This is a genomic window from Vibrio sp. D54 (assembly GCF_021728075.1).
GTDB lineage: Bacteria > Pseudomonadota > Gammaproteobacteria > Enterobacterales > Vibrionaceae > Vibrio > Vibrio alginolyticus.
In genome coordinates this window covers 45,096-70,865 of the sequence record NZ_JAKKCS010000004.1, presented here as the reverse complement: position 1 = coordinate 70,865, position 25,770 = coordinate 45,096, and the positions used below count along the sequence as shown (strand labels likewise).

Sequence of the window (25,770 nt, the reverse complement as noted above, 5' to 3'; positions counted from 1 at the left end):
GATACTTACCAAACGAAGTGTCCAAGAAAGTAGGCTCCCCCTACTAAGGAATGACTGATATGACAGCACTAATTACGCAATGGCTAGAACGAGACCCTGATCCTAAGACTCGTGAAGAGCTACAACACCTCGTCGATACGAACAATGAACAAGAACTTACTGATCGCTTTGGCTCACGCCTTGCCTTTGGTACTGCAGGCTTACGTGGAAAAGTGGGCGCAGGTCCAAACCGAATGAACCGCTTGGTGATTCAAGAGACCGCCACTGGTTTAGGGAACTATTTGCTTGAGCAAGTCAAAGAGGCCACGAGTCGTGGTGTCGTTATTGGCTACGATGGTCGTCCCGATTCAAAACAATTCGCGCATGATACCGCATCCGTACTGACGGCCCTTGGTATCAAGGTTTACCTAACGTATGACGTTGCAGCAACCCCAATTGTCGCGTTTGGTGTCCGTACATTGAATGCGGCGGCCGCTGTTGTTGTTACTGCCAGTCACAATCCACCAGAATACAATGGCTTTAAAGTATATTGGGAGAATGGCGCACAGATTATTCCTCCACACGACTCTGGAATCGCAGCGAAAATTGATGACGCAACAACGAAGCCATTACCTTTAATGTCTCTCGATGATGCAAAACAGCACGGTTTGTTAGTTTGGTTGGAAGACGACTACTACCAAACTTACCGTAAGACAATGAATGAAAACGCGCTGCTTACTCCTGACAACAACACCGATATTTCTATCGCTTACACTGCGATGCATGGCGTTGGCGCGAATATGGCGGAAACGCTACTTGCCGACGCAGGCTTCCAAAAAGTGGCAAGTGTTAAGGAACAGCGCGAACCTGATGGAAGCTTCCCAACCGTCAACTTCCCAAACCCTGAAGAAGCCGGTGCAATGGATATGCTGATGGCGTTAGGTAAGTCCGTAGATGCCGATATCGCTTGCGCTAACGATCCAGATGCGGACCGTTTTGCCGTGGCAGTTAAACGCCCAGATGGCGAGTATCAAATGCTAACAGGTGATCAGGTGGGCTCACTGTTTGGCGATTACTTGTTGGAACAGCAACCTAACGCTTTGGTTGGCAACACCATCGTATCCTCAAGAATGCTGAGCAGCATCGCTAAGGCGCATGGCGCACAATACTATCAAACATTAACTGGCTTTAAATGGCTTACTAACGTTGCCATGGAACAAGAGACAGAAACCAACCCATTCTTGTTTGCTTATGAGGAAGCGCTCGGTTATACCGTGGGTAACAAGGTGTGGGATAAAGATGGTTTATCTGCAATCGTCGCGTTTTCACAGCTAACAGGCAAGCTTAAAGCGCAAGGCAAAACACTGTGGGATAAACTGGAAGAGCTGTACCGCGAGCACGGTTTCTACTTCAACGCACAACGCAGCATCGCTCTCGACCCGAACTCTCCACCAATCGGCGACAAACTCCGAGCCAATCCACCAACAGAGATTGCTGGTAAAAAAGTTGCAGTAACCGAAGATCTAAAAACATCGGTTCGCATGTTTGACGACGGCTCTGAAGAATCCATTGACTTACCAGCAAGTGACGTATTGATTTATCACCTAGAAGATCAATCTCGCGTGATTGTTCGTCCTTCTGGTACTGAGCCAAAACTAAAATGTTACTACGAAGTCATCAACCTCTTCCCTGCGGATATGAGCTATGAACAAGCACAGCAAGCAGCAGAAGCGAAGATGAACGAACTTATCGACGCGCACCAGCAAAGTTTGTAAGTCAAAGAGAAACATAGATATTTGATACAACAAGAGGCGCAAATTCGCGCCTCTTTTTTTATTTTCACTAGAACAAGTCAAGCTAACCCGTGCTTTCCCTAGCCTACAATTTCCTTTTGTAGAAAGTACTTGTGGATGCCCTCTGCAGGATAGCCTGAGTACTGCCCCACTTTCTCAAAACCCAATTTGAGATAGAACTCAAGAGCTTGAAAGCTGTAGGTATCCAAATAAACATGGGTAACCCCATGAGGCTTTACTTTTTGTTCTAGCATCGACATTAATTGACTACCGAGACCAGAGGTTCGACTTTCAGCGTCTACCCACAAAAACTCAACAAACACCGTATTTTTAAACATTTCGCCAGTCAAGCCACCCATGATCTTGCCATTCTCATCTTTTGCGAAACAGCCTACAGCATGCACTTCCCCTTCAGGTAAATGCACTCGGTTATAAGATCGAATACCTTCACGAACAAAATCAAGGTCTGTTTGATCTGGATTTAAACAAAATTCAAGCTTCATATATCCTCTCCTTAGGAAACACCAATATCCTAAAACAAAAAGCCAGCAATTGCTGGCTTTCTAATGGAATATGATAACTTTACAAGGCGAAACTACTCAGCATCCACAACGCCAGAATAACAAACACTAACCCCATTAGTTTATGTTGATACGTGCGGAATTTTTCGTTCTCGAGCAGCCCTTTGCCCAATGTGCCTGCTAACCCAACAAGTAATAAATTGAATGACAAGCCAAGAACGTTCAACAATAACCCTAGCGCTAGCATCTGCTCACCGGAAGATGCAGTGATATTGCTTGAGACAAACTGCGGCAAAAACATCACAAAAAAGACCAAGGCTTTAGGGTTAAGCAAATTACTCATCAAAGCACGCTGATAATAAGTTGATGCCATTTTGTTTTGACCATCAAGCTCTGGAGCCGAAGATGCCTCAGCTCGTAAGCAGTCCCAACCCATTTTTAACAAGTAAGCGCCACCTAATAGATGAAGGACTTTAAGGGCTATTGGGCTCATGGCAATCAGGGTAGATACGCCCATCGCAGCAAGCAAAGTAAGAATAACACCAGACGTCGCATTGCCTAAGCTAGCAAACAGACCGACCTTCTTACCGTAACTCATACTTGAGCTCGCTATCAGCAACATATCAGGCCCTGGTAAGAGCAATAAGGCGACAACTGCGGTGAGATAAACAGGAAGTACAGATAAATCAATCATGATGGAACCGCTTTTCTACAACAAGGCGGCGAATGTTATACCAACAAAATGACATCATCCAGCCCAAAATAGCCAAGATAAATCAAAAAATAAAAATCATAGTTTGCCCAGCCGAAAAAGAGCAATCAATTCGCCTGTTTATCAAAATCGAATAGCAATTTTGTACAAAAATAAGCACGATGGATCCGTTACACTTCTAAAATGATTTTCTTGAGCAGACCGGATAAAGATGAAAGAAAAGAATAAGGAAATCGCTACCTTCAAGATAGCTCAAGAGCTCGGAGGTTTAGAGCTTCTCGATGCAAAGTATGAGAAGCAGAATTTTTCACGCCATAGCCACGAAGGTTACACTATTGGTGTCATCGAAAAAGGGGCACAACAATTTTTTAGGACTGGCGGGAATCATATCGCGCCACAGGACAGCATCATCCTTGTTAATGCAGATGAAGTACATAACGGGCATTCAGCCTCGGAAGGCGGCTGGGAATACAAAGCAATGTACCCCGTACCTCAGCAGTTTCAAACTTTAGGACAAGAGCTTGGTTCACCAAATGTAGCTCTGCCCTATTTCCCTCAACCTGTGGTTTACGATCCTGAGCTGGCTAGTCAGTTACGATTGGTATTTGAAACACTAGAAAAATCAGACAACCGTTTATTGAGAGAAACTTTGGTTTACGGCACGTTGGTCAAGCTAGCCAGTAAACACAGTACTCATCGGGCACCACTGAAAGAATCAACCAGAGCTCAACGACAAGTGCAGCTAGTCAGAGAATTTTTAGAAGACTTTCCACAAACGGACGTCTCACTAGAAGAACTCGCCAAACTGTCTGGATTAAGCCCTTTTCATCTGCTGAGAGAGTTTCAAAAGCAATTTGGCTTTCCGCCTCATGCCTATCAAATTCAGCAACGTTTACGTATGGCGAAGAAGCTACTAAAAATGGGACAAAAAATTTCAGACGTGGCACAAGAATGCGGCTTCCATGATCAAAGCCATCTGCATCGACACTTTAAAAAAGCCATGGGCGTCACTCCCGGCCAATACGTCCGTCACAGCTAAAGCAGCAATATTGTACAAGGCGTTATGCGACTACCGAGCTATCTTGGTAATCTGATTTAGGAATAAATAAGAAGAAACTATGGACCACACTTTGCCGTTACAAAAAGAATCAAAAGCCACGCTATTTTGGCAAGGTACACTTGCGATGATGCCTCTGAGTATCGCAGTGCTCCCTTGGGGCTTACTCGCAGGCTCATTCGCAATTGATACTGGGCTTCACCCTTTGGAAGGACAAGCACTATCCGCCATTTTGTTCGCAGGTTCTGCACAGCTCGTCGCGATGGGAATGATTAAAACGGGAGCAGGTCTAGTGACCATGTTACTGACAACGTTTTTTATCACCTCTCGACACTTCCTCTACAGTGTATCGATGCGCAGTAAAATTGCACCGCTTCCTCTAAAATGGCGATTATCACTCGGCTTCTTACTTACTGACGAGCTGTTTGCGATTGTAGGCCACCATTCCGATAAACAATTTAATCGCTGGTATGCACTTGGGGCTGGTCTGAGTTTTTACCTGTTTTGGAATGTCGCGACATTGACGGGCATTATTGCGGGAAGTCTAATCCCTGAACTGAACGAAATGGGTTTGGAATTTGCTGTAGCCGCAACTTTTATCGCGATAGTAGTACCCACCATTAAAAATGCAGCGGTGCTCGCGAGTGTTATTGTGGCTTTGGTGAGCTCAGTTGCCCTAACCTATTATCAAATTGAGGGAAGTTTGATGATTTCAAGCATTTTAGCCATGCTTACTGGTTACTTTGTGGAACAAGTAAAGGAGAAACGCTAATGATCATGTTGGCTATTTTGCTGATGACGGTACTTGTTTTCACCAGCCGCTACTTGTTTTTAGAACCCAAGCTACCATTGCGATTAGGGACGCGCACTCAAAAAGTACTCAATTACGCTAGCCCCGCAGTACTGACTGCGATCTGGGCACCTATCGTTTTCATTCCCGATGGGGAGCTCAGCGTCAATGTGCAAAACCCATTTTTACTGGCTGCCGTACTAGCTGCTTTAATCGCGTATTTTACTAAAAATGTTCTTTTAACGACGGTTATCAGTATGGTGGTATTTCTCGTTCTGCGAATTTGGCTTTAATCCGCCAACCATTCAATCTCCAACAAGGTGACATCGCCACACTTTAATCGACCAAGGAAGATGTCACCTTCATGTACCTCACCAACGCCCTTTGGTGTACCAGTCATCACTACATCGCCATCTTGAAGTGTTGTGTAACTGGTTAATTCATCCAGGATAGTTAGCGGCGGATAGAGCATTTGGTTAACGTGACCTTTTTGTACACGAACACAGTTAATTAAGAGCTCAAGGTTAAGATCATTGATATCAATGTTATCCAAAGAGACAAACCGACTAAACACAGCAGAGCCATCAAATGCCTTAGCACGCTCCCACGGCAACCCCTGATTTTTAAGCGAGGATTGCAAACCACGCTTGGTCAGATCCAATCCCAAACCAACCGCTGAATAACGTCCATCCTTGATCAAAAAGCAGATTTCAGCCTCATAATGAAGGGGTTCTTGATGGAATGAACGCAGAGTTGTTGATACGGAAGTTGCGGGTTTATTAAATACCACCATTTGCTCAGGCATTGCATTATTAAGCTCATGAATGTGTTCAACGTAATTTCGTCCAACACAAAGCACTTTACCCACTTCTACTTTCTTTTCTTCAACTTGAATAACACTCATCATTCTTCCCTGCAAAACAAAAATCCCATCATAATCTAACCTATTGACTTAACGACACTAAATAGCAACCTCTAGTGTAAAAAATAAGACATTCACCCCGTTTTGAGTTTTGTATCATCTAATTGAAACAGCAAAGTATTTGTAAAACAAATAGACAAAAAAGCCAGCACGAGGCTGGCTTTAGATCAATGAGCTGAATAATAGTTCTCGCTAAATCCTATTATAGGTAGTAACGAGCACCTAACGCCCATTTGTCATCAGTTTCACGACCATTGTCGTCATTTAGGTCAAACTGGTAACCCGCGTAACCAACAAATTTAGGCGTGAAGTTGTATTCTGCTTGTAGTGCCATTTCTTCACGAGCAGTTTCTGTTTTAGAGCTCTTAAACTCTTTACCTTCCACCATCTCATAGTTAACACTCAAGTTTAGGCTGTTTGCTAGAGCGTATGCGATGATCGCTTCGTACGCATCACTTTCTTCTAAACGGTCGCCTTTTGCACTGAAGTTCATGTTTTCGTTTGAACCATAAACCGCAGCAAGGAATAGGCCTTGGCCGTACGCACCGTAAGATGCTGATACAACGTGTGATTCCGCCGTGTGCTTACCTGCATATGCAGGGTGCTGGAAATCGCCGCCATTGTAAGAGTAACCGATTTTAGCGCCCATGACTGAGTAAGAAAGCGCAGCTTGCACACGGTCATCGTATTTAGCACCGCCAGTTATAACTCCAGCATCGTTGCGCGTGTAATCATCGTTTGCACCCTGCCAACCAAGACCAAAGTTGATCACACCCGCTTCACCCAGCTCGATGGCATTACGGTAAGAAAGCATTTTATCCGCACGGCCAGTGCCAAGGTTTCCATGATCGTCATAGATGAAGTCGTTGGCAAACGCGATTGGCATATCTGCAATACCTGCGACATCGTAGTAAGGTGACCATTGCGTACCACCTACTGCACGACCATAAACCTCATGCGTTATACCTAAGTAACCTAGACGAGTTTTAAACGACTCTTCACCACCGTCTAAGTAGTTTAGCGCCCATTCACCACGTGCGTCTGCGGTGAAGCCATTACCCAAATCCTGTGTCGCAGAGATATTGATACGAGGAGAGTTAGTACCCACATCCGTGTCACCTTGCTCTGATCCATTTAAATTAACAGAAACGTGGCCGCCCATCGAAAATGTTGTGCCATCGTTATTATATAGTTCCACTGCAACTGCTTGAGTACCGAAGGTTGCTGCCGCGATTGCCGCTGCTAATAATTTTTTATTCATTTCTAAATCCATTACTTATTAGTTGGTTAGTCAGTTTTAGACCCGGCTTTGGTTCACTTTCGTAAAAACGAAATGATGAACAAAGAGAGGAATACAAAGGCTATCCGAGGCATCGTTTCCACCAGATTAGTTTTACCTTTGTGTAACAACTGCCGACACTTTATTTGATTAGTTCCTGACAACCGAGTGAAAAGATCTCAGACAAAACCTAAAAAGCAATCGTTTACTTAGCCTTCAAGAAATCGAGAAATAAAAACCTTACAATAAGAAATGCTTTAGAGAGAGTTAGCTCACAAATAGCTGATGATTCGCTATTTTTAGGCCAAACTTCCCTGCCAAATTGAAATGTTTACTTACATTTAGGGTCAAGAAACAATTCAGGAACTTTTTGAAAAAAACACAGTCTTCAACGGAGAGGAAAAAACCTCAAAAAAGATAAACCTTTCTTTTTATAAGTGGTATGAGAAGGAGCACTTATTCTCGCCAGCAATAAAAGTGCAATCAAATCATAACTTAACAGAAATCTATCTTTCATTTTCAGCCTTTACCTTAGCGTCATCAACACATCGGGCAAGAAAGCCCATCGATTACAACTAGGGTAATAAGAAAATGAAAAAGGCAGCACTAACTACTGCAATTCTTACAGCATTGGTATCAGCACCATCATTCGCAGCAACTGTATACAAAAACGACGGTACTGAATTAAAAGTTGGCGGCCGCGTTGAGTTTCGTGGTGACTTCATCGGTTCAGACGGTGCTGAAGTTGAAGGTTCTATGGAAGATAAAAGCCGTGCTCGTCTTAACCTAAAAGGTAAAACAGACATCGGCAACGGCCTTTCTGCTTTCGGTGTTTACGAAGCCGAACAAAAAACGGGCAAGAGTGAATTCAAAAACCGCTACATGTATGCAGGCGTCGACTCTGATATCGGTGCTTTCTCTGTAGGTCGTCAAGACATGGCTGCAGTCATCATCTCTGACATGACGGATATCACTGAATTCTCTGGTGTTCAGCAAGTTATTGATTCGTCTTCTGATAAGCAAGACAGCGTTTTCGCATACCGTGGTGCGTTTGATGCACTACAACTTCAAGCAACCTACCAAGCAAACTCTAGCGATAACGAAGATAAATACGGCATCTCTGGAATGTACTCACTACCAATGGGCCTCGACTTTGGTCTTGCATACTCTGGTGGCGATGTAGATAAAGATAACTCTGAAGATCAAATTCTAGGTGGTATCGCTTACTCGATGGATAACCTATACCTAGCAGGTACTTATTCTCAAGGTTCCCTGACTGACTCTGAAGACTTTACGGCTTACGAACTAGTCGCAAGCTACAAAGTAGCAAGTAAAGTGACACTTGCAGCTCTATACACAGCTCAAGAGAATGATCCAGACAACGGTTCAAAGTACGACACAGTTGAAGGTATCGAGCTTGTTGGTTACTACAAACTAAACAGCAACTTCCGTACTTACCTGTCTTACTACATCAACCAACTTGATGAAGCAAAAGATGCAACAACAGGTCTAGTAACAGAAGGCGAAGATACACTGCGCCTAGGCGTACGTTACGATTTCTAATTCACTCTTGTCCTAAGAGCGAGTCCACTTGGCCAGCACCTTTGCTGGCCATTTTTTATGTAACCCAACACAACTCGATAAGTTTTCACACTATCCAAGCATCGCTCAGCAATGAAAAACGACCGTAACGACGCCTACTTCTGCCCTCTTTTAATGCGATTGATCACTAAGTTAGTGCATTTCATCTAATCGACAACATAGAAAAACCAAAAAAACCATTTAAAATCAAATATATAAAAGTTGGCACGTGTTCTGCAATGTTATTTATGCAAATGCATGGCAGCGTTTGTGCTTCTCGTTCTTTGTACCTGTTATAACAGGCACGTCCTTTGAATTGGTAATGTCGCCTCCCTCTGGGAGGCATTTTTTTATTGGCGCGAAAAACAATAGGACGTATGATCCCGCCACCTCTATCAAACTGGAATTTTTCAATTGAATCATCATCCTGTTCAAGGTGCGTCCTGGATGCTAACAGCTGGCTTGGCATTCGCCATAGTGAACAGCTTCGCCCAAATTGCTAGCATCAACTTTGGTGTCTCCTCCACCACATTTGCGTTATTCCAATATGCAATCGCCTTATTTGTTATTCTGCCCTACCTACGTACACTTGGGATTAGACGTTCTTTAAGAACCCAACACTTTGGCTGGCATGCATTCCGCATTTTTCTCTCTGTTATCGGGATTCAACTTTGGTTATGGGCTCTCGCTTACCCAGTTCCAATTTGGCAAGGTATTGCACTTCTCATGACCTCCCCGTTATTTGCCACAGTTGGTTCTGGCTTGTTACTCAAAGAGAAAGTAGGTACTGCACGCTGGCTCGCTACATTGACGGGGTTTGTTGGTGCCATGATCATTCTTGAGCCTTGGGCAGACTCATTTACATGGGCGACCCTGCTCCCTGTTGGCGCCGCATTTTTCTGGGCAGCGTATTCATTAATGGTTAAAAAAATGTCGGTAAACGATCCGCCTTCAACCATGGTTGTCTATTTATTACTGCTGATAACGCCATTTAATATCTTGTTAGCGATACCGACGTTTACTATGCCAGATACGTGGACGATATGGGGTGTGCTTTTAGCCGCAGGTGCACTTACAGCACTCGCTCAATGGGCTATCGTTAAAGCATATGCAGTAGCAGACGCCTCATTTGTGCAACCATTTGATCACGCCAAACTGCCTTTGAATGTTGTTGCTGGTTGGTTGGTGTTTGGTTGGGTGCCACCTGGTCGTTTATGGTTAGGTGCTGCGATTATTATTGCATCTATTGCGTTTATTACGCATTGGGAAGCGAAAAAGACAAAGTTAGTTGAAAGAAAAATCTAATTTAAAAGTTCTATATTTTCAGGAAAGGAAATGAGGAACCCATATGAGTCAACCAATCAAAATTACACTGTATCGCTGGGCTGGTCGTTGGGGCCCATTCAAAGTCAATATTCCTTGTGGTGAATGTACATTAACCAAAGATATTTTAAAGGATACTTTTGAAAACGAACTAGCCGATGTGCCCGTTGAACTCGAAGTAAAAGATTGGTTATCGCACTGGTGGGAACCATTAAAAGCGGGGGCTTGGCATGCACCCATTCTTCTTGTCGAAGGGAAAGTTATCAGCCAAGGAGAAGCATTGAATCGGGGTGTGCTTGTACAGTCTGTTATTGCTGAGTGGGTAAAACGCGATGAGCTAAAAGGCAACATTGTTTATGGTAAAGCAACTTGCCCTTACTGTGTCAAAGCCAAACAATTACTTGACGAGGCTGGCGTTCAGTATGAGTACCATGATGTAGTTAAAGACAGCGCCGCCTTATACCGCATGATTCCTGAAGTAAAAGCCATCATTGGCGAAAAAACACCGGTAACAGTGCCGCAAATCTGGTTAGATGGAAAATATATTGGAGGCGCTGACGATTTAGAAAAGTGGTTATCAGCAAAGGGGCTAGATAAAGTGCCTAACAATGTTGTGGAGATACCAAGCCAATCCGCGTAATTCTAGATTTAAATGTCATCAATCTTTGAGTAGCGTTTTGCCAATGTTGTGCAATATGTTGGCTACTTACTAACAACAAAACAGAGAAAAGCAAAAAGCCCTGATTTTTCAATCAGGGCTTTTTAAATTATTTCGCCAGTTTTTTAATAACACGAGCAAAAACAGAAGCTTTTTTCTTCTTCGCTTTACCGTAAAGCGCTTTGTGCATCGCGTCTTTTGCAATCATCTGGCCAATATAAGCACCACCAAGTTCGTTACCCATGACCTTCTCCTGAATGTATTGACTTAACTATGTTGTAATTTTACACCACAATTAGATAAAAACAAGACTACGGTCACATTTATTTTGTAATTAACTTTCAGTTTAGTTTTCGTAGATTTCTTGAAATGAGCGTCTATCGCTTAGGTTGTTGGTATGTTTTACCCGCTGCGACGTACGTATCTTTCTGTTTGATTTCAAAGAATGTTTCAAAGAACCACGCAGCAAACTTGATCAAGTGATCGCCTTCATTCATGACGTGCTCTACGTATTCTTGCTCTTCTCCGGACTCATCTTCTTGAGTGGTAATATGGTAAATACGTTTCTCACCATCAACTTCTGCAAGGCCAAACTGACCCGTTAGGGATTGCGCCGCTTGTGCAACTTCTTCTTCCTCACACGCCTTCAAGATTTCAAGTGCCTTTGGCATGCTTTCTTGCTGAGTAATTTCTTTTACCAGTGTTTCAAATTCGTTTTGTTGCATTCTTTCACCTAACGATTAGAGATCGGATAGCCATTGGGCAGAAATGTATTCCAAGCTTGAGAGAAGTATCAAGGTTCGCCCTCTTCCTTTCAAACCAAGTCATTCAGCATACACAACAGACCAAGCTTAATTTAGCTGCGCATTTTAGAAAGCCGACCTTCTGGTTGCAAGTATATTCAGACGGAAGTTTCTGCTTGAACCGTCCCTTCTGGCACGTTACGAAATTGGCTTAGTACAAGAACAAAGCAAGAAAGTAACGCAATAAACAAATAAAACACCCCAAGCTGCTGCTGATTCGTAACCCATGAGTCTACTAAGTACCCACCAAACAAACCTGCTAAACACATTTGAATAGAGCCAGATAACGCAGAAACCGCGCCTGCCTGTTGCTTATGTGGCGAAAGTAGCAAACTGATCGATACTGGGAATGACATGCCTTGGGCAAAACTTAAACACGTGAATGCCGTCAGCAATGAAAATACACTGAAGGGGGTAACCAACAACATGAAGCCAGCAACAGCAACAATCGCGAAACTCATCAGCAAGATTTGCTGAGCTTTGTAACGAGCATTGATCAAATTCAGCACTAAGCTACCCGTCAGCAAACCAACTGATGGTATGATCATCAAAGAGCCGTAATCTGCCGCCGTTAATCCTAACTCTTGTTGCATTAAAAATGGATACAAGGAAAGCGTAACCAGAGCCGATAAATAACTAAGCCAGTTGTAGCTCGCACTACCAATCACTTGTGTATTCGTTAACAGACGCAAATAGTTCGCGCTTACTTCGCCTACTTTAAATTTTCTCTTCGGATAAGGCAGCGTTTCTGGCAGCACCAATAAACCAAGTGTAAAAATTGCCATTAAGTAAATCAGCACAAACACGAAGACAGCATGCCAACTCAGGTGAAAAGCAATCCAGCCACCAAACAACGGAGCAATAATTGGCATCACAGATGCCGTGACTGAAATATAAGATAGCGCTTTGGTTAATTGCATACCGTCATAACTATCACGCAGTACTGACCGACCAAGTACCGAAGCGCTGCCCGCTCCTAGGCCTTGCAGTAACCGTCCCGCTTCAAGGGCAACAATGTTGTCCGAAAACGCGATGCAAATAACCGTACCAACTAGATATACACTTTGCCCCAGAATAAACACTGGCCGACGACCAATCGCATCAGACAATGGGCCGTAAAAAAGCTGAGAGATACCGAAGCCAACGAGAAATAGCGTGACGAGATTCTGAATCGAATGTTGCGGCAAATTCAAGTCATGACCAATCAATGGCAAAGAAGGAAGATAAATACTAACGCCAACTTGGCCTGTGGCAATGATCATCATCGCTAATAACAATGGTGTTTTACGCAAACGTTCCTCCTACTTTGTGACAGATTGATGGCAAACAGTGTATATTTGATACTCAAAGATGATAATCAGCTAAGTTGGAAAGGAATTAATTCCCAAGGAGATACAATGGACTGGATTCAAAGCGTGAAGAGTTATATTCGTGTGGTCGAAGAAGGTAGCTTTAATGCAGCAGCGCGGAAACTCAATACCACCAGCTCAGCTATCAGTAAGCGAGTTCAATGGCTAGAAGATAAAATTGGCGTTCAACTACTCAAACGTACGACCCGCTCAATTAGCCAAACTGAAGCTGGTGCTCTGTTTTATCAACGAGCAAAAAGTCAGCTTGATTCATGGCAATCGGTATTAGATGAGACTCGCTCAGTCAACCAATCACCAGCAGGGCTATTAAAAATTGGGGCAACGCTGGCCGTTGGCTCCAAGTTTCTAGTTCATTATCTTGATGATTTTCTTGAGAAATATCCAGACATCACACTTCAATTAACAACAACGCTACCAGGCCAATTGCCAGAGCTAAGCTTAGACCTGTTTATTAGCCGGGAATTAGAGCAACTGAACTCTCTGAGTTTCAAAGCCACTGCGCTTTTCGAACATAAAGCACAGTTTTACGCCGCGCCTAGTTACCTAAAAAAATATGGAACACCGCAATGCGTTGAGGATCTGACAGAGCATAATGTCCTGATTTGGGGTGAAAAGCCCTCACGAGAAATCAAAACAAATCGAGGTAAGCGTATCAGCTTGTCCGGTAACTTTGCCACGACTAACCCAGAAGCGCTGTTTCATGGTGCCAAAAGAGGCATGGGTATTCTGATGACGAATAACGTCATGATCAAAGATGATCTAAAATCCGGCGCGTTAGTCCCTATCCTGCCCGATATCACAGCGGATAAAGCCACTGTATATGCCTACTATCCAAAGCTGGATTATCAGCATACCCGAACTAAGCTATTCCTCGATTATCTCAAATCACGATTAGAAGAGGAGAAGCGCGCCTAGCTTAGCGTTTTTATCGCTATACCTTTAAAAGGTTCAAGCATAAAAACATGAAAATAATGATTTGTTCGTTCACAAAATTTGAAAAATCTGCCTTAGTAACCGATAGTTTATTTGATGCATATCAAATAATAATTCGTCGTGTCTTACACGATATGTTAATAACAACGCTAGGTGAAATGCTCAATGGGTCAGGTACAAATCAGTTTCCACAAAATTGATGAGATATTGAAGCTAAACGGCACGGCTCAGCTAAACCGAGTCACGCTAGATATTCATCAACACTTGCAGAGCCATTGCACTTGCGTTGTAGAAGTTGCGCATCTTCAGCATTCGGCTCATACCATTTCCTTCGCCAGCAATGGAAAAATTACAGACAACCTAAGCTACCACCTTTCAGGCACCCCCTGTGAAAAAGTGGCGAAAGACATTGGCGAACATATTTTCTATCAAGACCAGGTATACAAGCGTTTTCCTGAAGATCAGATGTTTCAAGAAGATGGCATTCAAGCTTACATTGGCCTGCCATTGAAGACACAAAATGGCGAAGTTCTGGGAATTTTACTGTCTACCTTTACCCGAAGCATCCACGCGAAAGAAGCGCAAGATATCCTCGACTTCCACCGATTTTATGCCAATGTCATTATTCATAGCTTACGTGAAAAGTGGGTCAGTGAACGTTCAGATAAGCTTCTTAATCAGCTTAGCTATGAGGTATCGCATGATAACCTAACTGGACTGCTCAACCGTAGCTGTTTAGCTGATACCTTGGAGACATTAACGCAGCAGGCGACTCGCCCATTCAGTTTGGCGTATCTTGATATCGATAATTTCAAATCGATCAATGATATCAACGGAAACTATATCGGCGACCAAATCATTAAGTTCACAGCTAACGCCATTCAACAGAGCTTGTCGTCGCCAAACAATGCGTTCCGTGTTGCAGGAGATGAATTCGCCTTCATCACGTACGACGAAGATCCTGTCGCCGTGTGTCAGGAAGTACTCGACAAAATTGAAAGCGGCTACAGCGACAAATCTAACCGGATTTCTTTCACCGTTAGTATTGGTATTGCACGTGCCCCAGTACATATGTTGAACAGCGATGAGCTGATTTTGAATGCCAGTCTCGCTCTCAAAGATTGTAAAAAACACCGCGATACACGGATTCAGCATTACGACACACACCTTAGTGCGTTATACCACCGTAGGACGCAGCTTATTGAGGCAATGCGAATCCAGCTAAGTACTGATATACAAGACAGCGATGAGTTGTATGTAGTGGTTCAACCGATCGTCGATATCACGAGCGACCGCTGGAATTACTTTGAAATTTTGACTCGTTGGAATAGCAATATCTATGGAAATATCTCTCCAGCGGAGTTCATTGAAGCTGCCGAACAATCAGGCCTGATTATCGAGTTAGGTGAACGGATTATTGAACTCGCGTGTATCGCAAAGCAAGAACTCGAAGCGAACCTAGGCTATAAAGTCAAACTCTCCATCAATTGCTCAGCGTATGAGCTGGTTGATTCCAACCGTTATATTAATCACTTAACCAACATGGTTGAAAAGTATCAGCACGAAGCAAAAGACTTTGTTATAGAGCTCACCGAGACCGTCTTACTCTCACAAAGTGGCCGTGAACAGATGGTACTTAACTCGTTGCGATACTTGGGTTTTAAAGTCGCACTGGATGATTTTGGTACGGGATACTCAAGCTTGAACTATATACACAATTATCCGATTGATAGCATCAAAATCGATGCTACCTTTGTGCAGAACATGCTCTCAAATACAACCTCTGAACAAGTAGTGTTTTTGATAGCGCAATTGGCAGAGCTGCTTGATGTGGATTTGATTGCCGAAGGCGTAGAAGACGATAGAGCACTACAAAAGTTAATTGAAATGGGCTGCCACTACATCCAAGGTTACTTTTACTCTCGTCCACACAGTGTTGAAGAAATCGTACACCTGATAAATGAACGTGAAGTGCGGAGTGCCTAACGTACTGAACAGACTGCTGTCATAGAATTCAAATCTAGTTAATGCACAAAGTAAAAGAGACCAAGCTATGCTTAGTCTCTTTTTGTTTTTTAAGCGAAGTACTTTATTACAGCACTGCTTTCTCTTTATCGCGTAATAGTCTATCCATTTCATCTCTGTTCGCGACAAAAGTAGCCATCTCTTTCTTAGGAACAGAACTCGCCATTGGGATATTTGCTCGCATAGCGTTAACTGGACGGCCGTATTCAATCAACTCATAGTGAAGGTGTGGCCCAGTCACTCGACCTGTTTTACCAGAAAGACCGATACGCTGGCCTCGAGAAACCTTTTGCCCTTTCTTCACCAAAATCTTACTTAGGTGTAAGTAACGGGTTTTGTATTTGCTGCCGTGCTCAACAACCACGTAGTTACCCGCATATGGGTGTTTACGAGTCATGATCACTGTACCATCACCAGTAGAAACGACTGGTGTACCGGTTGGTACAGCAAAGTCAGTGCCGTTGTGCGGCGCAACACGCCCCGTTACTGGATGTAAACGATTAGGGTTGAAGCCAGAACTGATACGCCAACGACTACTTACAGGGTAACGCTGGAATGCGCGCTGTAAGCTTTCACCTTTGGCATTGTAGAATTGACCATCAGTATGAAGGTAAGCGGTGATCTCGCGGCCGCGATTATAAATCTTAATCGCCTCAATTTCGTTCTTACCTGTTGGTACACCATTGATGCTTTGTGAGCGGCGAACAACTTCAAATCGATCACCTGCACGAAGATCACGTCCAAAGTTAAGTTGTTCTTTGAGTAAGCTTACGACTTGACTCACTTCCGCCGACGTTAAACCTAAACGACTCGCAGAAGAAGAAAAACTGCCTTGAATAACGCCAACTAAAGGTTCTTGGCTCCACACGCCAGGAATGGAAATATCAGTAAAGTCATAGCTACCATCACTATTCAGCTTGTAGACCACTTTATCTGCAATAGAAAATTGCAGTTCCATTTTCGCTAACTCGCCTGTCGCATCATCACGCCAGAAACGGAGCGTATTGCCCGGCTTAAGTGTATCAAGTGCCAAGTAGTTCAAATCCGTTTCCATTACTTTCATTAACGAGCTGTAACCGAAACCGAGCTGACTAAAAATAGTGCTTAGGTTGTCACCTGCTTGGATTTGATATTCGAAGTTCGGGGGAGTGACAACTTCGGCAGTTGTCGCATCAAGAATTTTTTCAACGACCTGAGATTCAGGTAGGTTCAATGCGATGGTTTTGGTTAAAGATGACTCTTTGAGAGAGTGAGAAACACCAATCGCAACTAAAACTGGCAAGGAGTATAACAGCAGCGCTCTACGACTTGTCAGATTCGGCAACCGTCTTGTAATTTCATTTGTAGACACGGGAATTACTATCTCCTTTCAAACAAGGCTCATAGCTTATGCATTCCCGAATAAGAAATCACTAGGAAATTTCGAGATCTAGCGCAGAAAATACTGAATTTTTACAGAACTCAAAAAAAATTCATCACTGTTGCATATGTAAGTTGTTCCCTACACGCTGTAATGTGGATGAATTGAATTGATTTGGCTTGTCTGCCATTGCTTGATCGTCACCGTGCGCTAAATATGAAAGCGTGATAGTTGTATCACTTTTCCATTCGAGCTGAGTAAATTTCACGCGGTCACCAACAAAAATACTGTCTAAAAGTACAACTCGGCTCGGCACGGGGTCAAACTTGAACAAGCCAACATAGTTAAACGAACCGCTACCTTGTGTCGTTACAATCATCGGTGCAACAACCCATGAAACACCTTCAATCTCACGCTGACTAATCGACGCAGTTGGAACAAGTACCTGACCTTTTGTCGCACCTGCATCATAGTCACCGATCAAATAGCCGTTTTCTTTATCCCACTCATCAAGAAAAGTGACCGCACCCTGCTCGGGTACTTGGATCGTCCAAGGGTTACGTGCAGTGATGCCAAGCGTCTCTTGCACAATAACGTTCGTTTCTACTTCTGTTTGAGGAAACTTAGCCATGATCTCGTCATCAGACAAACTAAAACGATAAACACCTGCGATCACAACCACAACTAATAAAACGATTGGAATAAGTAGAATAAGTGGTATCGGCAGGATTTTTTTGTGAGTCATGAAGACTTCCTTGTTTAAAGGTATAAACGAAAAGCGAGTATACCATTGTCTACCCAAATGATTTCACCTCTTCAAGTGTTTCAAAATTAAACTAAACTGATTGTATCCAAATAGTTTCAAGTCCAGAGCTCATAACGAGCCAGTGACATAAGCTCTGTGCTCTAGGTCTATTGGTGTGTTGGGACAAATAGGTAATCACGATGACAAAAACCATTCATACATGCGAGTGCGCCTGCGGTTTAGTTGAGATCCGTTGTAAGGGAGAGCCCACCCACACGTCTGTCCGTCATTGCTTCGAATGCCAAAAACGAACTGGCAGTGTTTTTGGGGTACAAGCTCGCTTTGAAAAAGAGCACGTCACTTTAAACGGTGAAGTCACTAGCTATACCCGAATTGGCGATGATAGCAGTGAGGTTCAGTATGACTTTTGTCCATCCTGCGGCACGACAATGAGGTTGTTTGTTTCTGCATACCCAGAAATCATAATCATTCCCGTCGGTCTATTTACCGATAAAGAGTTCCACCAACCTACCGTTTCAGTCTATGAACAAATGAAACACGGGTGGGTGAGTTTCGAATGCACAACGGAACACATCTGCTAGCGAGCAATCCGCGTTCACGTATTTACTTTGGCTCGGACAACCGCCCTATAAGTGAGATTTTTTTGAGAATGATCAATCGAGTTTTACTGTAAAGGGTTTCGTAACTCGGTGTGAGCGTTATAATCGGCTCCTAATATTTGGTTGGGGTTTATTGTGATTTCCAGACTTCCTCGTTGGGTGGAATATGGCGCGTTTCTACTAGCTCTTCTCGCGGGCTGCGTCAACGCCGTTGGTCTTCTCGGCTTTCAACACCAAGCGATAACTCATCTTTCGGGAACCGTAACTCAGCTAGGGAACAGCTTGCTAACAGGTGTGGATAGCTCCATTCACCTGCTCTTCATCGTATTTAGCTTTTTGATTGGCGCTGCCTTTAGCGGCTTTTTTATTGAAAGCAGTGCGTTAAAGCTAGGACGAAGATATGGTGTTGCACTGTGCATAGAAGGAAGCTTGCTCTTACTCAGCTTGGGCTTTTTGGTGCAAGGGGATTTGTACGGCCAATATCTAGCATCAGCAGCATGTGGATTACAAAACGCAATGATCACCACGTTTAGCGGCGCAGTAGTCAGAACCACACATATGACCGGAATCATCACCGATCTAGGGATTATGATTGGAGAGAGCTTGAGAGGTCGTCAATTTGACCGACGTAAAGCAAAATTATTCCTATTCATTTTCTTTGGCTTTTTGTTTGGCGGCGTCGCGGGAGCGGCTCTATTTACGGTATATGGTTTATATACGCTGGTTTTCCCAGCAATATTGGCTTTTTCGACAGCTCTGATTTACTGGAGTTACCTATACATACTTAGCCGTCAACAAAAAGCATAAAATTTCGATCCGATTGAAGCGACATGCTTCAATCGGATTTGGCTCAATAGGTTCACACTGCAACGGTACAAGAAACGCTGAACGGTATTTTGACACCACTAAAAACCTTAGAATAGATAAGGCTAACTGAATTTCTGGCAAAGAAGTTAGTTAGATCAAAATCACATTTGTTTACCATTTTATTATTCCAGTCACAATGCGCCCCATAATTCACTGCGCAATTCGCCTCTCGTGCTACAATTTTCTAACACAAGCAACATATTCGCATACACTTAGACGTTATTTGACCAATTACCCGACAAATCGGCTGAATAACTAGATGTATTTAATGAATAGTATTGCAATGGATGCAGTTTGCGGGTACCCTCCGCAAAACTGTGATTAAATACGGATGTTTAGTGAATATTTATGTCATGGAAATGGCAAGTATTGACTAGTAGTAACACGAGACAACTATGCATAACACCACTAATGCTACTGAAGCTCCTAAGGGCAACTTTTGGATGTTTTTCATCCCTTCCCTAATTGGTCTTCTACTCTTTATGGCTCCGATCTCTTACGATGGCGGCCTAACCATTCCCGTTGCCGTGATGGCAAAAGTCATCCCAGCGGTGTTAGGCGATACCTTGATTGCTATCGTCACCAGTATCATCGCTTTCATGGCCGTTGCTTCTGTTCTTTGCAAAATTTTTAAGCCAGCTGCAATTTTACGTAATGGTTTTTTAAACGGTCTCTTCAACCCATCTCCACTTTGGCTCGTTGTTCGTTTAATCGGCGGCGCTGCCGTGTTAATGACGTTCTTCCAAGTGGGTCCAAAAGCAATTTGGGAAGAGAACACTGGCGGGCTTGTTCTTACTGGTCTTCTACCTACTCTGTTTGCCGTTTTCATTTTCGCGGGTTTACTGCTTCCGCTTCTTTTGAACTTCGGTCTTCTGGAGCTATTTGGTGCGTTACTCAGTAAAATAATGCGTCCGGTATTCAACCTACCTGGCCGCAGTGCAATTGACTGTATGGCATCTTGGTTAGGCGACGGAAGTGTTGGTATCTTGCTAACCAGCAAGCAATACGAAAATAAGTTTTATACTCAGCGTGAAGCGGCTGTTGTCGGGACCACTTTCTCAGCAGTATCGATCACGTTTAGCTTAGTTGTTATCGCTCAGGTAAAACTAGAGCACTTATTTTTGCCTTTCTACGGCGCTATCTGTCTAGCTGGTATCGTAGCTGCGATTATCATTCCTCGCCTGCCTCCGCTTAGTCTGAAGAAAGATCGCTACATTGACGGCAGCAACCCAGATAAAGACGCAGATGCAGTGCCAGAAGGCCACACCACATTCTCTTGGGGTATGGATCTAGCTCTTAAGCGTGCTGGTCAAGTCACATCGGTTCAGTCTGTATTTAAAGAAGGCGTACACAACGCAGTCGACATGGTATTTGGCGTACTACCTGTAGTTATGGGTCTTGGTACCGTCGCATTGGTGATTGCAGAATACACGCCTGTATTTGCAATTCTGGGTCAACCGTTTATCCCATACCTAGAGCTACTGCAAGTCCCTGAAGCTGTTGCAGCATCACAGACAATCGTTGTTGGCTTTGCAGATATGTTTATTCCAGCAATTTTAGCGGCCTCAATCGATAACGAAATGACACGTTTTGTTATTGCAGCAATGTCAGTAACTCAGCTTATCTACATGTCGGAAGTAGGTGCCCTACTGTTAGGCAGCAAAATTCCAGTAAACATTGTAGAGCTCTTCGTAATTTTCATTTTACGTACGTTAATCACGTTACCTGTGATTGCTGGCGTTGCTCATCTTATTTTCTAAAATCGAGACGTCAATTAACAAAGGCTCCGCATCGTCGGGGCCTTTTTTATACCTAAAATTCCGTCCACATTATGCTTTTAGTAAAAAGCTCATAATTTACAAAGACAAAACTTCAACAAAACACCTGTCAGCACCAACAAAATTTTCATCACCTCACCTGTAAAGCCAGTTAATGCCACTATTTGTTAAGCAATTCTTTTCATTATGACGATTTCATTAATTGAGCTCGCAAACATGATCACACTCACAAGTTTTAACGTAAATTGTCGGTTTGTTTAAATTTAGTTAAAAAAGACGACAAATGAGTTCATGTTTTTGACAAAGATGTCGATAAAAATATAACCAAACACAATAGGTTTCTCTTTATGCCCAATTCGCTCGGTTTAAAAGAGGCGAAAGCAAAGTGGAACCAACCGGGAGAATCAGAGGAAAGCTCATGAAATTCAGACATAAGGTTGTCACAGCCTCTTCATTTTTGCTGCTAATTACCGTGTCGTTATTGTCGACACAACAAGTTATGACCATCCGCTCCCAAACTCAGGAGCAAATCGACTCAAGTGTAAACGAGATATTGACCAGTGTTGGTAACACTGTGCAATCAGAAATGAATGCAAAGAAGGATCTCGCTCGCTCCATTACTGAAGTGATTGAGCTTGATCCCAGTTCACATAGCTATGTTCAAAACATACTTGAAAGACCCACGCCAAAAAGCAGCTTCCTTGCCATCGGTTTTGGTTATGAAAGTAATGGCTTTGTGATTGAAAATGACGACGGCTGGGATGCGGGTCCAGACTACGACCCACGTCAGCGTCCTTGGTTTATTGCAGCTAAGAGCAAAGGCGATTTGGTCGTAACCGATCCGTACGTCGATGCGTCTTCGAAAAACGTTATCATCTCTGTTGGTACGCCAGTAAAAGAAAATGGTCAGTTTTTAGCCGGTATGTTTTATGACCTCGAATTAACTACTCTTTCTGATCTCGTCAACCAAGTGAATCTGTTTGATGCTGGTTACTTATTTTTGGTCACCGCTGATGGCACAACCATTGCTCACCCTCAAAGTAAGTACAACGGCGAGAAAGTCGGTAGCTACCTCCCGCAAATCGAACTTACGCAATCAGCACAACATGTTGAGATTGATGGCAACCGCTACATGGTTAACCTGACTCACATTCCTGGCGAGAACTGGTACGTAGGTTCGGTGATCGATGAAGCTGTTGCCTATTCTGCCGTAGGAGAGCTTCGTAACAACGCTATTATTTATTCAATCATTGCCGTGATTGCATCTATTATCGCCCTAACTCTGTTGATTCGCACTCTCATGCGTCCTTTGGACACGCTAAACAATGCGATTAAAGATGTAGCATCAGGGAAAGGCGACCTTACACAACGCCTCGAAACAGATACTGACCAAGAGTTTTCTGAGCTTGCCACAAACTTCAATACGTTCATGGAGAACTTACAACAGCAAATCATTGAGTCGAAACGTATTTCTGATCAAATTTTAAACGGAACTCAAATCACCGCTGAGGGCGCAAAAGACTCGGCAGGCGCAATTCACACTCAGCTGCAAGAGCTAGAACAACTTGCTACCGCGATGCATGAGATGTCTGTCACCGCGACAGAGGTTGCTAATAATGCGCAAGGTGCGGCAAGTGCAGCCAAAGAAGCCGACCAAGCAACGGTTGAGGGGTCTTCTATCGTTGGTGAATCTACACAAACGATAAACATGCTTTCCGATAGCATTGACCTTGCAGTCGAAGAAGTACAAGTGTTGGAATCTGCTACCGCCAATATCGAAACGATTCTAAAAGTCATCAACGATATTGCGGACCAAACGAACTTACTCGCGTTGAATGCCGCAATCGAGGCTGCGCGTGCGGGAGAATCTGGCCGAGGCTTCGCCGTTGTTGCAGATGAAGTACGTACACTGGCACAACGTACTCAAGAGTCGACAACAGAGATTCGTACTATGATTGAGCAACTACAATCTGGCGCTTCATCTGTGGCAAATGCCATGCATCAAAGCAAAGGTAGTGCTATAGAGGCCGTTGAAAAAGCGGGTTTAGCAAATAGTGCGTTACAACGCATTCGTGACGCGATTCAGCGTATTTCCGATATGAACTTGCAAATTGCCTCAGCAGCGGAAGAGCAAAGCCTTGTCGCTGAAGAGATCAACAACAATACGGTGAATATTAAAGACCTATCGACTCAAGTCGCCGAATCGGCAAATCGAACCAACGACGCGATGCAGGCGCAACAAGAAGATGTACATAAACAAGATCAAATCTTAAATAGATTTACTGTCTAACACTCATCTCAGCAAAAACAGCGAGCACCGGCTCGCTGTTTTTGTTTTTAACCCTCTACCCTAGTATTGGTCGATGTTACATGTGCCATGTTGTTGCTATTAAGCTCAACATTACAAGAACGCCGACTATGTGCCCTTTCAAGTTTAATTGAACTCGACATGGATATAGCGATCATTAGAACGGCGATAATAACGGTCGTCCACTTTTAGATAAGTGAAATCTCCAATCTTTATGTAGGTACTATTCCGAGGAATTCGGTCATGGTAATAGTAACTGCGCCTTGGTCGTCTGGTCTCCACATAAATAACGTCACGATGTTTGTGTTTATGTTTATGCTTGTGCTTGCGCTTGTGTTTATGATGGTGGTGATGCGCATGATGGTGATCGTACCGATGTCCATGCTTATGCTTCGGGTCAGCCACCGCTTCTGTACTCAACACACCTAAAGACAACATAACGCCAACCATGGCAAAAGATAATTGCTTTGACACAACAGAGCCTCTTATTCATATCAACATCGATATAATAGAAGGGTGAATCACTGTACATGTCAGCCTTTCGCTAAGGAGTTTTACTAAAAAGTCAGCGCTAACCGTGATTATCAGAGAAACGTCAAACATCACAAATGCTGATGACTTCGAGTGGCCTGGGTTCGGCTATGAATACAAAAAAGCCGCCCGTTTGACTACGAGCGGCTCAGTTTTTAAATAAGCTAGCGTGATTTTATACTGCTTGGGCAAACAGCAAGAAACAGCCGAATAGGAAGATCATGCTCATTCCCATTGCGCCGCCACCAGCTTCATAAATATTGTCATCTTCTACCGGCACTCGGCGCACTTTCATGGTCATTGATAATGGAACAAAGACCGCGAGAAACACGAGAATAATCCCCGCGTAGCTGAGAATAGCTAGGAAGTGTTCTGGCGCAAATACAGCACCTAATAGTGGTAGCACAAAAGTAGTAACAAAAATCACTGGCTTACTTGCTTTCAGTAGGTCTGCATTTTGATCGTATAGCGCCATTGCAACACCTAAGAACGACGTTAGTAGTGCCAAACCAGTAAACATGGATAGGATGAACTCTAAGCCCTCGTATTGCTGACCTAGTACCGAGATCAACTCTGTTACGTTGGAGTATTGAACAAGCTCATGAGGTGGTAGGTTGCCGACAACCGCTAACAACCATAATAGGTAACAAACAAGCGGAATAGTTGAGCCCACGATAATCATATTACGCAGCTGTGTTTTACTCGCTTCTTTGTTGTAAGTTACAAGCGATGGGATCACGACCATAAAACCGAAACTGGTGAAAAGCACCGAACTGGTTTTGATAAGTGCCATTTTATCGTCGCTCACAACCTCATTAAGTCCTTCAAACGAGACGCTTGGTGCAAGCGCAAAAAGTGTCAGGATCAGCGCTACGATCATGCCTAGGAACAAACCGCGATTCAGCTTATCTACTACCCCTGTACCTGCCGAAACAATGATACCAACTAAAAGAGTAAAACCGACTTGGCTTGAGATCGTAGATGTTGGAAGCCCAATTGAGGCTGTTACTTTTTGTACGAGATCACCCGCACCAATGATGTAAGCCATTAATAGACAAACTAACAGGGCGTAAAGCAAGCTGTTGGTTACCAACTGGCCTCCTTTACCAAGCGTTTCGCGAGCAATTGCATTCATGCTCACACCACCACCTACTTTGCAACTGGCTTCAAGAAGGAGCAGCGCAGCATAAGTCGTTCCAGCCCAGATGAACAACATAAGAAGAGTGCCCCAAAGGAGGCCAAATTGAGCAAGCACCATTGGTATAGCAAGCATACCAGCGCCAAGAGCAGTACCTGCAACGATCAGGGAGCTGCCAACAAGTTTTAGGTTCACGGTTAATACCTCTAAATTCAATCCGTTAATTTCTCGCCAGTTGTGCTTTATCTAAAGCACACAACAAAACGCTCCGACTTAGTCAAAATTTGGTTACAAGAGCACTATGTTACAAGAGCCCTGTATGGCTAAGAAAACATGCAACAAAAGGTGGTTAATCATTTGCACATGAACACTTGAGAGTCGTTTTTGGCGATGTCATCGTTGATGAAATGTGCGCAACTTTGGGTTCGAAGCAAAATTGTTCATCTTAATTCATCAACCCCATTCGTTATGAATGGATTTGGTTCGAAAAGATTGTAAGACATAAGCAGGACGATTGAAAAGCAAAAGGTCAATCTTATAGCGATATATTTTAACAACTCTTATCTTTTACCTAAGATGTGTTGTTTTTTTCGTCACTAATTAGTCTTTTATCGCTTAAAGAGAAGGAAGAACGTGCTCAATGGCTCAATTTGGCTGGGTGTACAGATTAATTTACA

24 protein-coding genes are annotated in these 25,770 nt (G+C 43.5%); 13 read left to right on the top strand and 11 right to left on the bottom strand.

The genetic code is table 11. The features are described from left to right. Positions 1–59 precede the first annotated feature (59 nt). Positions 60–1,754, top strand: a complete 1,695-nt coding sequence (locus L3V37_RS06875) for a phospho-sugar mutase (RefSeq protein ID WP_237306049.1) — start codon at positions 60–62, stop codon at positions 1,752–1,754. 98 nt (positions 1,755–1,852) lie between these two features. Here L3V37_RS06875 and L3V37_RS06870 read toward each other — a convergent pair whose 3' ends face one another. After that, a complete protein-coding gene (locus L3V37_RS06870) occupies positions 1,853–2,275 on the bottom strand; it encodes a GNAT family N-acetyltransferase (RefSeq protein ID WP_213879503.1) in 423 nt (140 codons plus the stop codon). Positions 2,276–2,354: 79 nt separating this feature from the next. Continuing rightward, complete coding sequence (locus L3V37_RS06865) at positions 2,355–2,987, bottom strand: LysE family translocator (RefSeq protein WP_005375522.1); 633 nt, start codon at positions 2,985–2,987, stop codon at positions 2,355–2,357. A 229-nt stretch (positions 2,988–3,216) separates the two neighbouring features. Between L3V37_RS06865 and L3V37_RS06860 the strand changes: the two genes are divergently transcribed. The 3 genes from L3V37_RS06860 (at position 3,217) to L3V37_RS06850 (ending at position 5,145) form a co-directional block, all read left to right on the top strand. Continuing rightward, a complete protein-coding gene (locus tag L3V37_RS06860; protein WP_213893319.1) occupies positions 3,217–4,044 on the top strand; it encodes an AraC family transcriptional regulator in 828 nt (275 codons plus the stop codon). A 79-nt stretch (positions 4,045–4,123) separates the two neighbouring features. Beyond that, positions 4,124–4,834: an AzlC family ABC transporter permease gene (locus tag L3V37_RS06855; RefSeq protein ID WP_005375526.1), complete on the top strand. Its 711-nt coding sequence runs from the start codon at positions 4,124–4,126 to the stop codon at positions 4,832–4,834. Then, entirely contained in the window at positions 4,834–5,145 is a 312-nt protein-coding gene (locus L3V37_RS06850; protein ID WP_005385193.1) for an AzlD domain-containing protein, read from the top strand. The genes L3V37_RS06855 and L3V37_RS06850 overlap by 1 nt, the downstream gene beginning before the upstream one ends. On the opposite strand, the gene L3V37_RS06845 is transcribed toward L3V37_RS06850, so the two are convergent. Continuing rightward, the gene (locus L3V37_RS06845) at positions 5,142–5,756 is read right to left on the bottom strand and encodes a fumarylacetoacetate hydrolase family protein (protein WP_017635857.1); all 615 of its coding nucleotides are present in this window, start codon (positions 5,754–5,756) and stop codon (positions 5,142–5,144) included. The two genes, L3V37_RS06850 and L3V37_RS06845, sit on opposite strands and share 4 nt — an antisense overlap. A gap of 220 nt (positions 5,757–5,976) precedes the next feature. Next, positions 5,977–7,035 carry a porin gene (locus tag L3V37_RS06840; RefSeq protein ID WP_086047288.1) on the bottom strand — a complete coding sequence of 353 codons (1,059 nt, stop codon included), beginning with the start codon at positions 7,033–7,035 and terminating at the stop codon, positions 5,977–5,979. 609 nt (positions 7,036–7,644) lie between these two features. On the opposite strand from L3V37_RS06840, the gene L3V37_RS06835 reads away from it, so the two are divergent. The 3 genes from L3V37_RS06835 (at position 7,645) to L3V37_RS06825 (ending at position 10,597) form a co-directional block, all read left to right on the top strand. Then, on the top strand, positions 7,645–8,616 hold the full coding sequence (locus tag L3V37_RS06835) for a porin (protein ID WP_005375535.1): 972 nt from the start codon (positions 7,645–7,647) through the stop codon (positions 8,614–8,616). 465 nt (positions 8,617–9,081) lie between these two features. Next, a complete protein-coding gene (locus L3V37_RS06830) occupies positions 9,082–9,939 on the top strand; it encodes a DMT family transporter (RefSeq protein WP_005375542.1) in 858 nt (285 codons plus the stop codon). Positions 9,940–9,982: 43 nt separating this feature from the next. After that, positions 9,983–10,597 carry a glutaredoxin gene (locus tag L3V37_RS06825; protein ID WP_237306048.1) on the top strand — a complete coding sequence of 205 codons (615 nt, stop codon included), beginning with the start codon at positions 9,983–9,985 and terminating at the stop codon, positions 10,595–10,597. A 127-nt stretch (positions 10,598–10,724) separates the two neighbouring features. Here the strand turns inward: L3V37_RS06825 and L3V37_RS24175 are convergent, their stop codons facing one another. The 3 genes from L3V37_RS24175 to L3V37_RS06815 form a co-directional block, all read right to left on the bottom strand. Beyond that, positions 10,725–10,859: a hypothetical protein gene (locus L3V37_RS24175; RefSeq protein ID WP_017635854.1), complete on the bottom strand. Its 135-nt coding sequence runs from the start codon at positions 10,857–10,859 to the stop codon at positions 10,725–10,727. A 133-nt stretch (positions 10,860–10,992) separates the two neighbouring features. Beyond that, the gene (locus L3V37_RS06820) at positions 10,993–11,340 is read right to left on the bottom strand and encodes a hypothetical protein (protein WP_005375501.1); all 348 of its coding nucleotides are present in this window, start codon (positions 11,338–11,340) and stop codon (positions 10,993–10,995) included. 176 nt (positions 11,341–11,516) lie between these two features. Next, entirely contained in the window at positions 11,517–12,710 is a 1,194-nt protein-coding gene (locus L3V37_RS06815; RefSeq protein ID WP_237306047.1) for a multidrug effflux MFS transporter, read from the bottom strand. A gap of 105 nt (positions 12,711–12,815) precedes the next feature. Between L3V37_RS06815 and L3V37_RS06810 the strand changes: the two genes are divergently transcribed. Together L3V37_RS06810 and L3V37_RS06805 are read left to right on the top strand one after the other, a co-directional pair. Further along, positions 12,816–13,703 (top strand): LysR family transcriptional regulator, encoded by an 888-nt coding sequence (locus L3V37_RS06810; protein WP_017635852.1) that lies wholly within the window; start codon positions 12,816–12,818, stop codon positions 13,701–13,703. Between the two features lie 183 nt (positions 13,704–13,886). Continuing rightward, complete coding sequence (locus tag L3V37_RS06805; protein WP_005375494.1) at positions 13,887–15,707, top strand: bifunctional diguanylate cyclase/phosphodiesterase; 1,821 nt, start codon at positions 13,887–13,889, stop codon at positions 15,705–15,707. A 106-nt stretch (positions 15,708–15,813) separates the two neighbouring features. Here the strand turns inward: L3V37_RS06805 and L3V37_RS06800 are convergent, their stop codons facing one another. Together L3V37_RS06800 and L3V37_RS06795 are read right to left on the bottom strand one after the other, a co-directional pair. Continuing rightward, positions 15,814–17,097 (bottom strand): peptidoglycan DD-metalloendopeptidase family protein, encoded by a 1,284-nt coding sequence (locus L3V37_RS06800; RefSeq protein ID WP_025768471.1) that lies wholly within the window; start codon positions 17,095–17,097, stop codon positions 15,814–15,816. Positions 17,098–17,221: 124 nt separating this feature from the next. After that, the gene (locus L3V37_RS06795; RefSeq protein ID WP_130545860.1) at positions 17,222–17,851 is read right to left on the bottom strand and encodes a hypothetical protein; all 630 of its coding nucleotides are present in this window, start codon (positions 17,849–17,851) and stop codon (positions 17,222–17,224) included. 200 nt (positions 17,852–18,051) lie between these two features. On the opposite strand from L3V37_RS06795, the gene L3V37_RS06790 reads away from it, so the two are divergent. The 4 genes from L3V37_RS06790 (at position 18,052) to L3V37_RS06775 (ending at position 23,406) form a co-directional block, all read left to right on the top strand. Continuing rightward, positions 18,052–18,453, top strand: coding sequence for a GFA family protein (locus L3V37_RS06790; protein WP_237306046.1), 402 nt, complete (start codon positions 18,052–18,054; stop codon positions 18,451–18,453). 153 nt (positions 18,454–18,606) lie between these two features. Next, positions 18,607–19,278 (top strand): YoaK family protein, encoded by a 672-nt coding sequence (locus tag L3V37_RS06785; protein WP_005375484.1) that lies wholly within the window; start codon positions 18,607–18,609, stop codon positions 19,276–19,278. A 455-nt stretch (positions 19,279–19,733) separates the two neighbouring features. Further along, the gene (locus L3V37_RS06780) at positions 19,734–21,098 is read left to right on the top strand and encodes a YjiH family protein (RefSeq protein WP_017635848.1); all 1,365 of its coding nucleotides are present in this window, start codon (positions 19,734–19,736) and stop codon (positions 21,096–21,098) included. 436 nt (positions 21,099–21,534) lie between these two features. Beyond that, the gene (locus L3V37_RS06775) at positions 21,535–23,406 is read left to right on the top strand and encodes a methyl-accepting chemotaxis protein (RefSeq protein ID WP_017821611.1); all 1,872 of its coding nucleotides are present in this window, start codon (positions 21,535–21,537) and stop codon (positions 23,404–23,406) included. 144 nt (positions 23,407–23,550) lie between these two features. Here the strand turns inward: L3V37_RS06775 and L3V37_RS06770 are convergent, their stop codons facing one another. Both L3V37_RS06770 and L3V37_RS06765 read right to left on the bottom strand, forming a co-directional pair. Then, positions 23,551–23,898: a hypothetical protein gene (locus L3V37_RS06770; protein WP_017821612.1), complete on the bottom strand. Its 348-nt coding sequence runs from the start codon at positions 23,896–23,898 to the stop codon at positions 23,551–23,553. A 232-nt stretch (positions 23,899–24,130) separates the two neighbouring features. Further along, entirely contained in the window at positions 24,131–25,288 is a 1,158-nt protein-coding gene (locus L3V37_RS06765; RefSeq protein WP_237306045.1) for an aromatic amino acid transport family protein, read from the bottom strand. Positions 25,289–25,770: the final 482 nt, after the last annotated feature.

What these genes read in the sequence shown, in the direction of transcription:
- L3V37_RS06875 (WP_237306049.1), top strand. Translation starts at nt 60, where the DNA reads ATGACAGCACTAATTACGCAATGGCTAGAACGAGACCCTGATCCTAAG.
- L3V37_RS06870 (WP_213879503.1), bottom strand. Translation starts at nt 2,275, where the DNA reads ATGAAGCTTGAATTTTGTTTAAATCCAGATCAAACAGACCTTGATTTT.
- L3V37_RS06865 (WP_005375522.1), bottom strand. Translation starts at nt 2,987, where the DNA reads ATGATTGATTTATCTGTACTTCCTGTTTATCTCACCGCAGTTGTCGCC.
- L3V37_RS06860 (WP_213893319.1), top strand. Translation starts at nt 3,217, where the DNA reads ATGAAAGAAAAGAATAAGGAAATCGCTACCTTCAAGATAGCTCAAGAG.
- L3V37_RS06855 (WP_005375526.1), top strand. Translation starts at nt 4,124, where the DNA reads ATGGACCACACTTTGCCGTTACAAAAAGAATCAAAAGCCACGCTATTT.
- L3V37_RS06850 (WP_005385193.1), top strand. Translation starts at nt 4,834, where the DNA reads ATGATCATGTTGGCTATTTTGCTGATGACGGTACTTGTTTTCACCAGC.
- L3V37_RS06845 (WP_017635857.1), bottom strand. Translation starts at nt 5,756, where the DNA reads ATGAGTGTTATTCAAGTTGAAGAAAAGAAAGTAGAAGTGGGTAAAGTG.
- L3V37_RS06840 (WP_086047288.1), bottom strand. Translation starts at nt 7,035, where the DNA reads ATGAATAAAAAATTATTAGCAGCGGCAATCGCGGCAGCAACCTTCGGT.
- L3V37_RS06835 (WP_005375535.1), top strand. Translation starts at nt 7,645, where the DNA reads ATGAAAAAGGCAGCACTAACTACTGCAATTCTTACAGCATTGGTATCA.
- L3V37_RS06830 (WP_005375542.1), top strand. Translation starts at nt 9,082, where the DNA reads ATGCTAACAGCTGGCTTGGCATTCGCCATAGTGAACAGCTTCGCCCAA.
- L3V37_RS06825 (WP_237306048.1), top strand. Translation starts at nt 9,983, where the DNA reads ATGAGTCAACCAATCAAAATTACACTGTATCGCTGGGCTGGTCGTTGG.
- L3V37_RS24175 (WP_017635854.1), bottom strand. Translation starts at nt 10,859, where the DNA reads ATGGGTAACGAACTTGGTGGTGCTTATATTGGCCAGATGATTGCAAAA.
- L3V37_RS06820 (WP_005375501.1), bottom strand. Translation starts at nt 11,340, where the DNA reads ATGCAACAAAACGAATTTGAAACACTGGTAAAAGAAATTACTCAGCAA.
- L3V37_RS06810 (WP_017635852.1), top strand. Translation starts at nt 12,816, where the DNA reads ATGGACTGGATTCAAAGCGTGAAGAGTTATATTCGTGTGGTCGAAGAA.
- L3V37_RS06805 (WP_005375494.1), top strand. Translation starts at nt 13,887, where the DNA reads ATGGGTCAGGTACAAATCAGTTTCCACAAAATTGATGAGATATTGAAG.
- L3V37_RS06795 (WP_130545860.1), bottom strand. Translation starts at nt 17,851, where the DNA reads ATGACTCACAAAAAAATCCTGCCGATACCACTTATTCTACTTATTCCA.
- L3V37_RS06790 (WP_237306046.1), top strand. Translation starts at nt 18,052, where the DNA reads ATGACAAAAACCATTCATACATGCGAGTGCGCCTGCGGTTTAGTTGAG.
- L3V37_RS06780 (WP_017635848.1), top strand. Translation starts at nt 19,734, where the DNA reads ATGCATAACACCACTAATGCTACTGAAGCTCCTAAGGGCAACTTTTGG.
- L3V37_RS06775 (WP_017821611.1), top strand. Translation starts at nt 21,535, where the DNA reads ATGAAATTCAGACATAAGGTTGTCACAGCCTCTTCATTTTTGCTGCTA.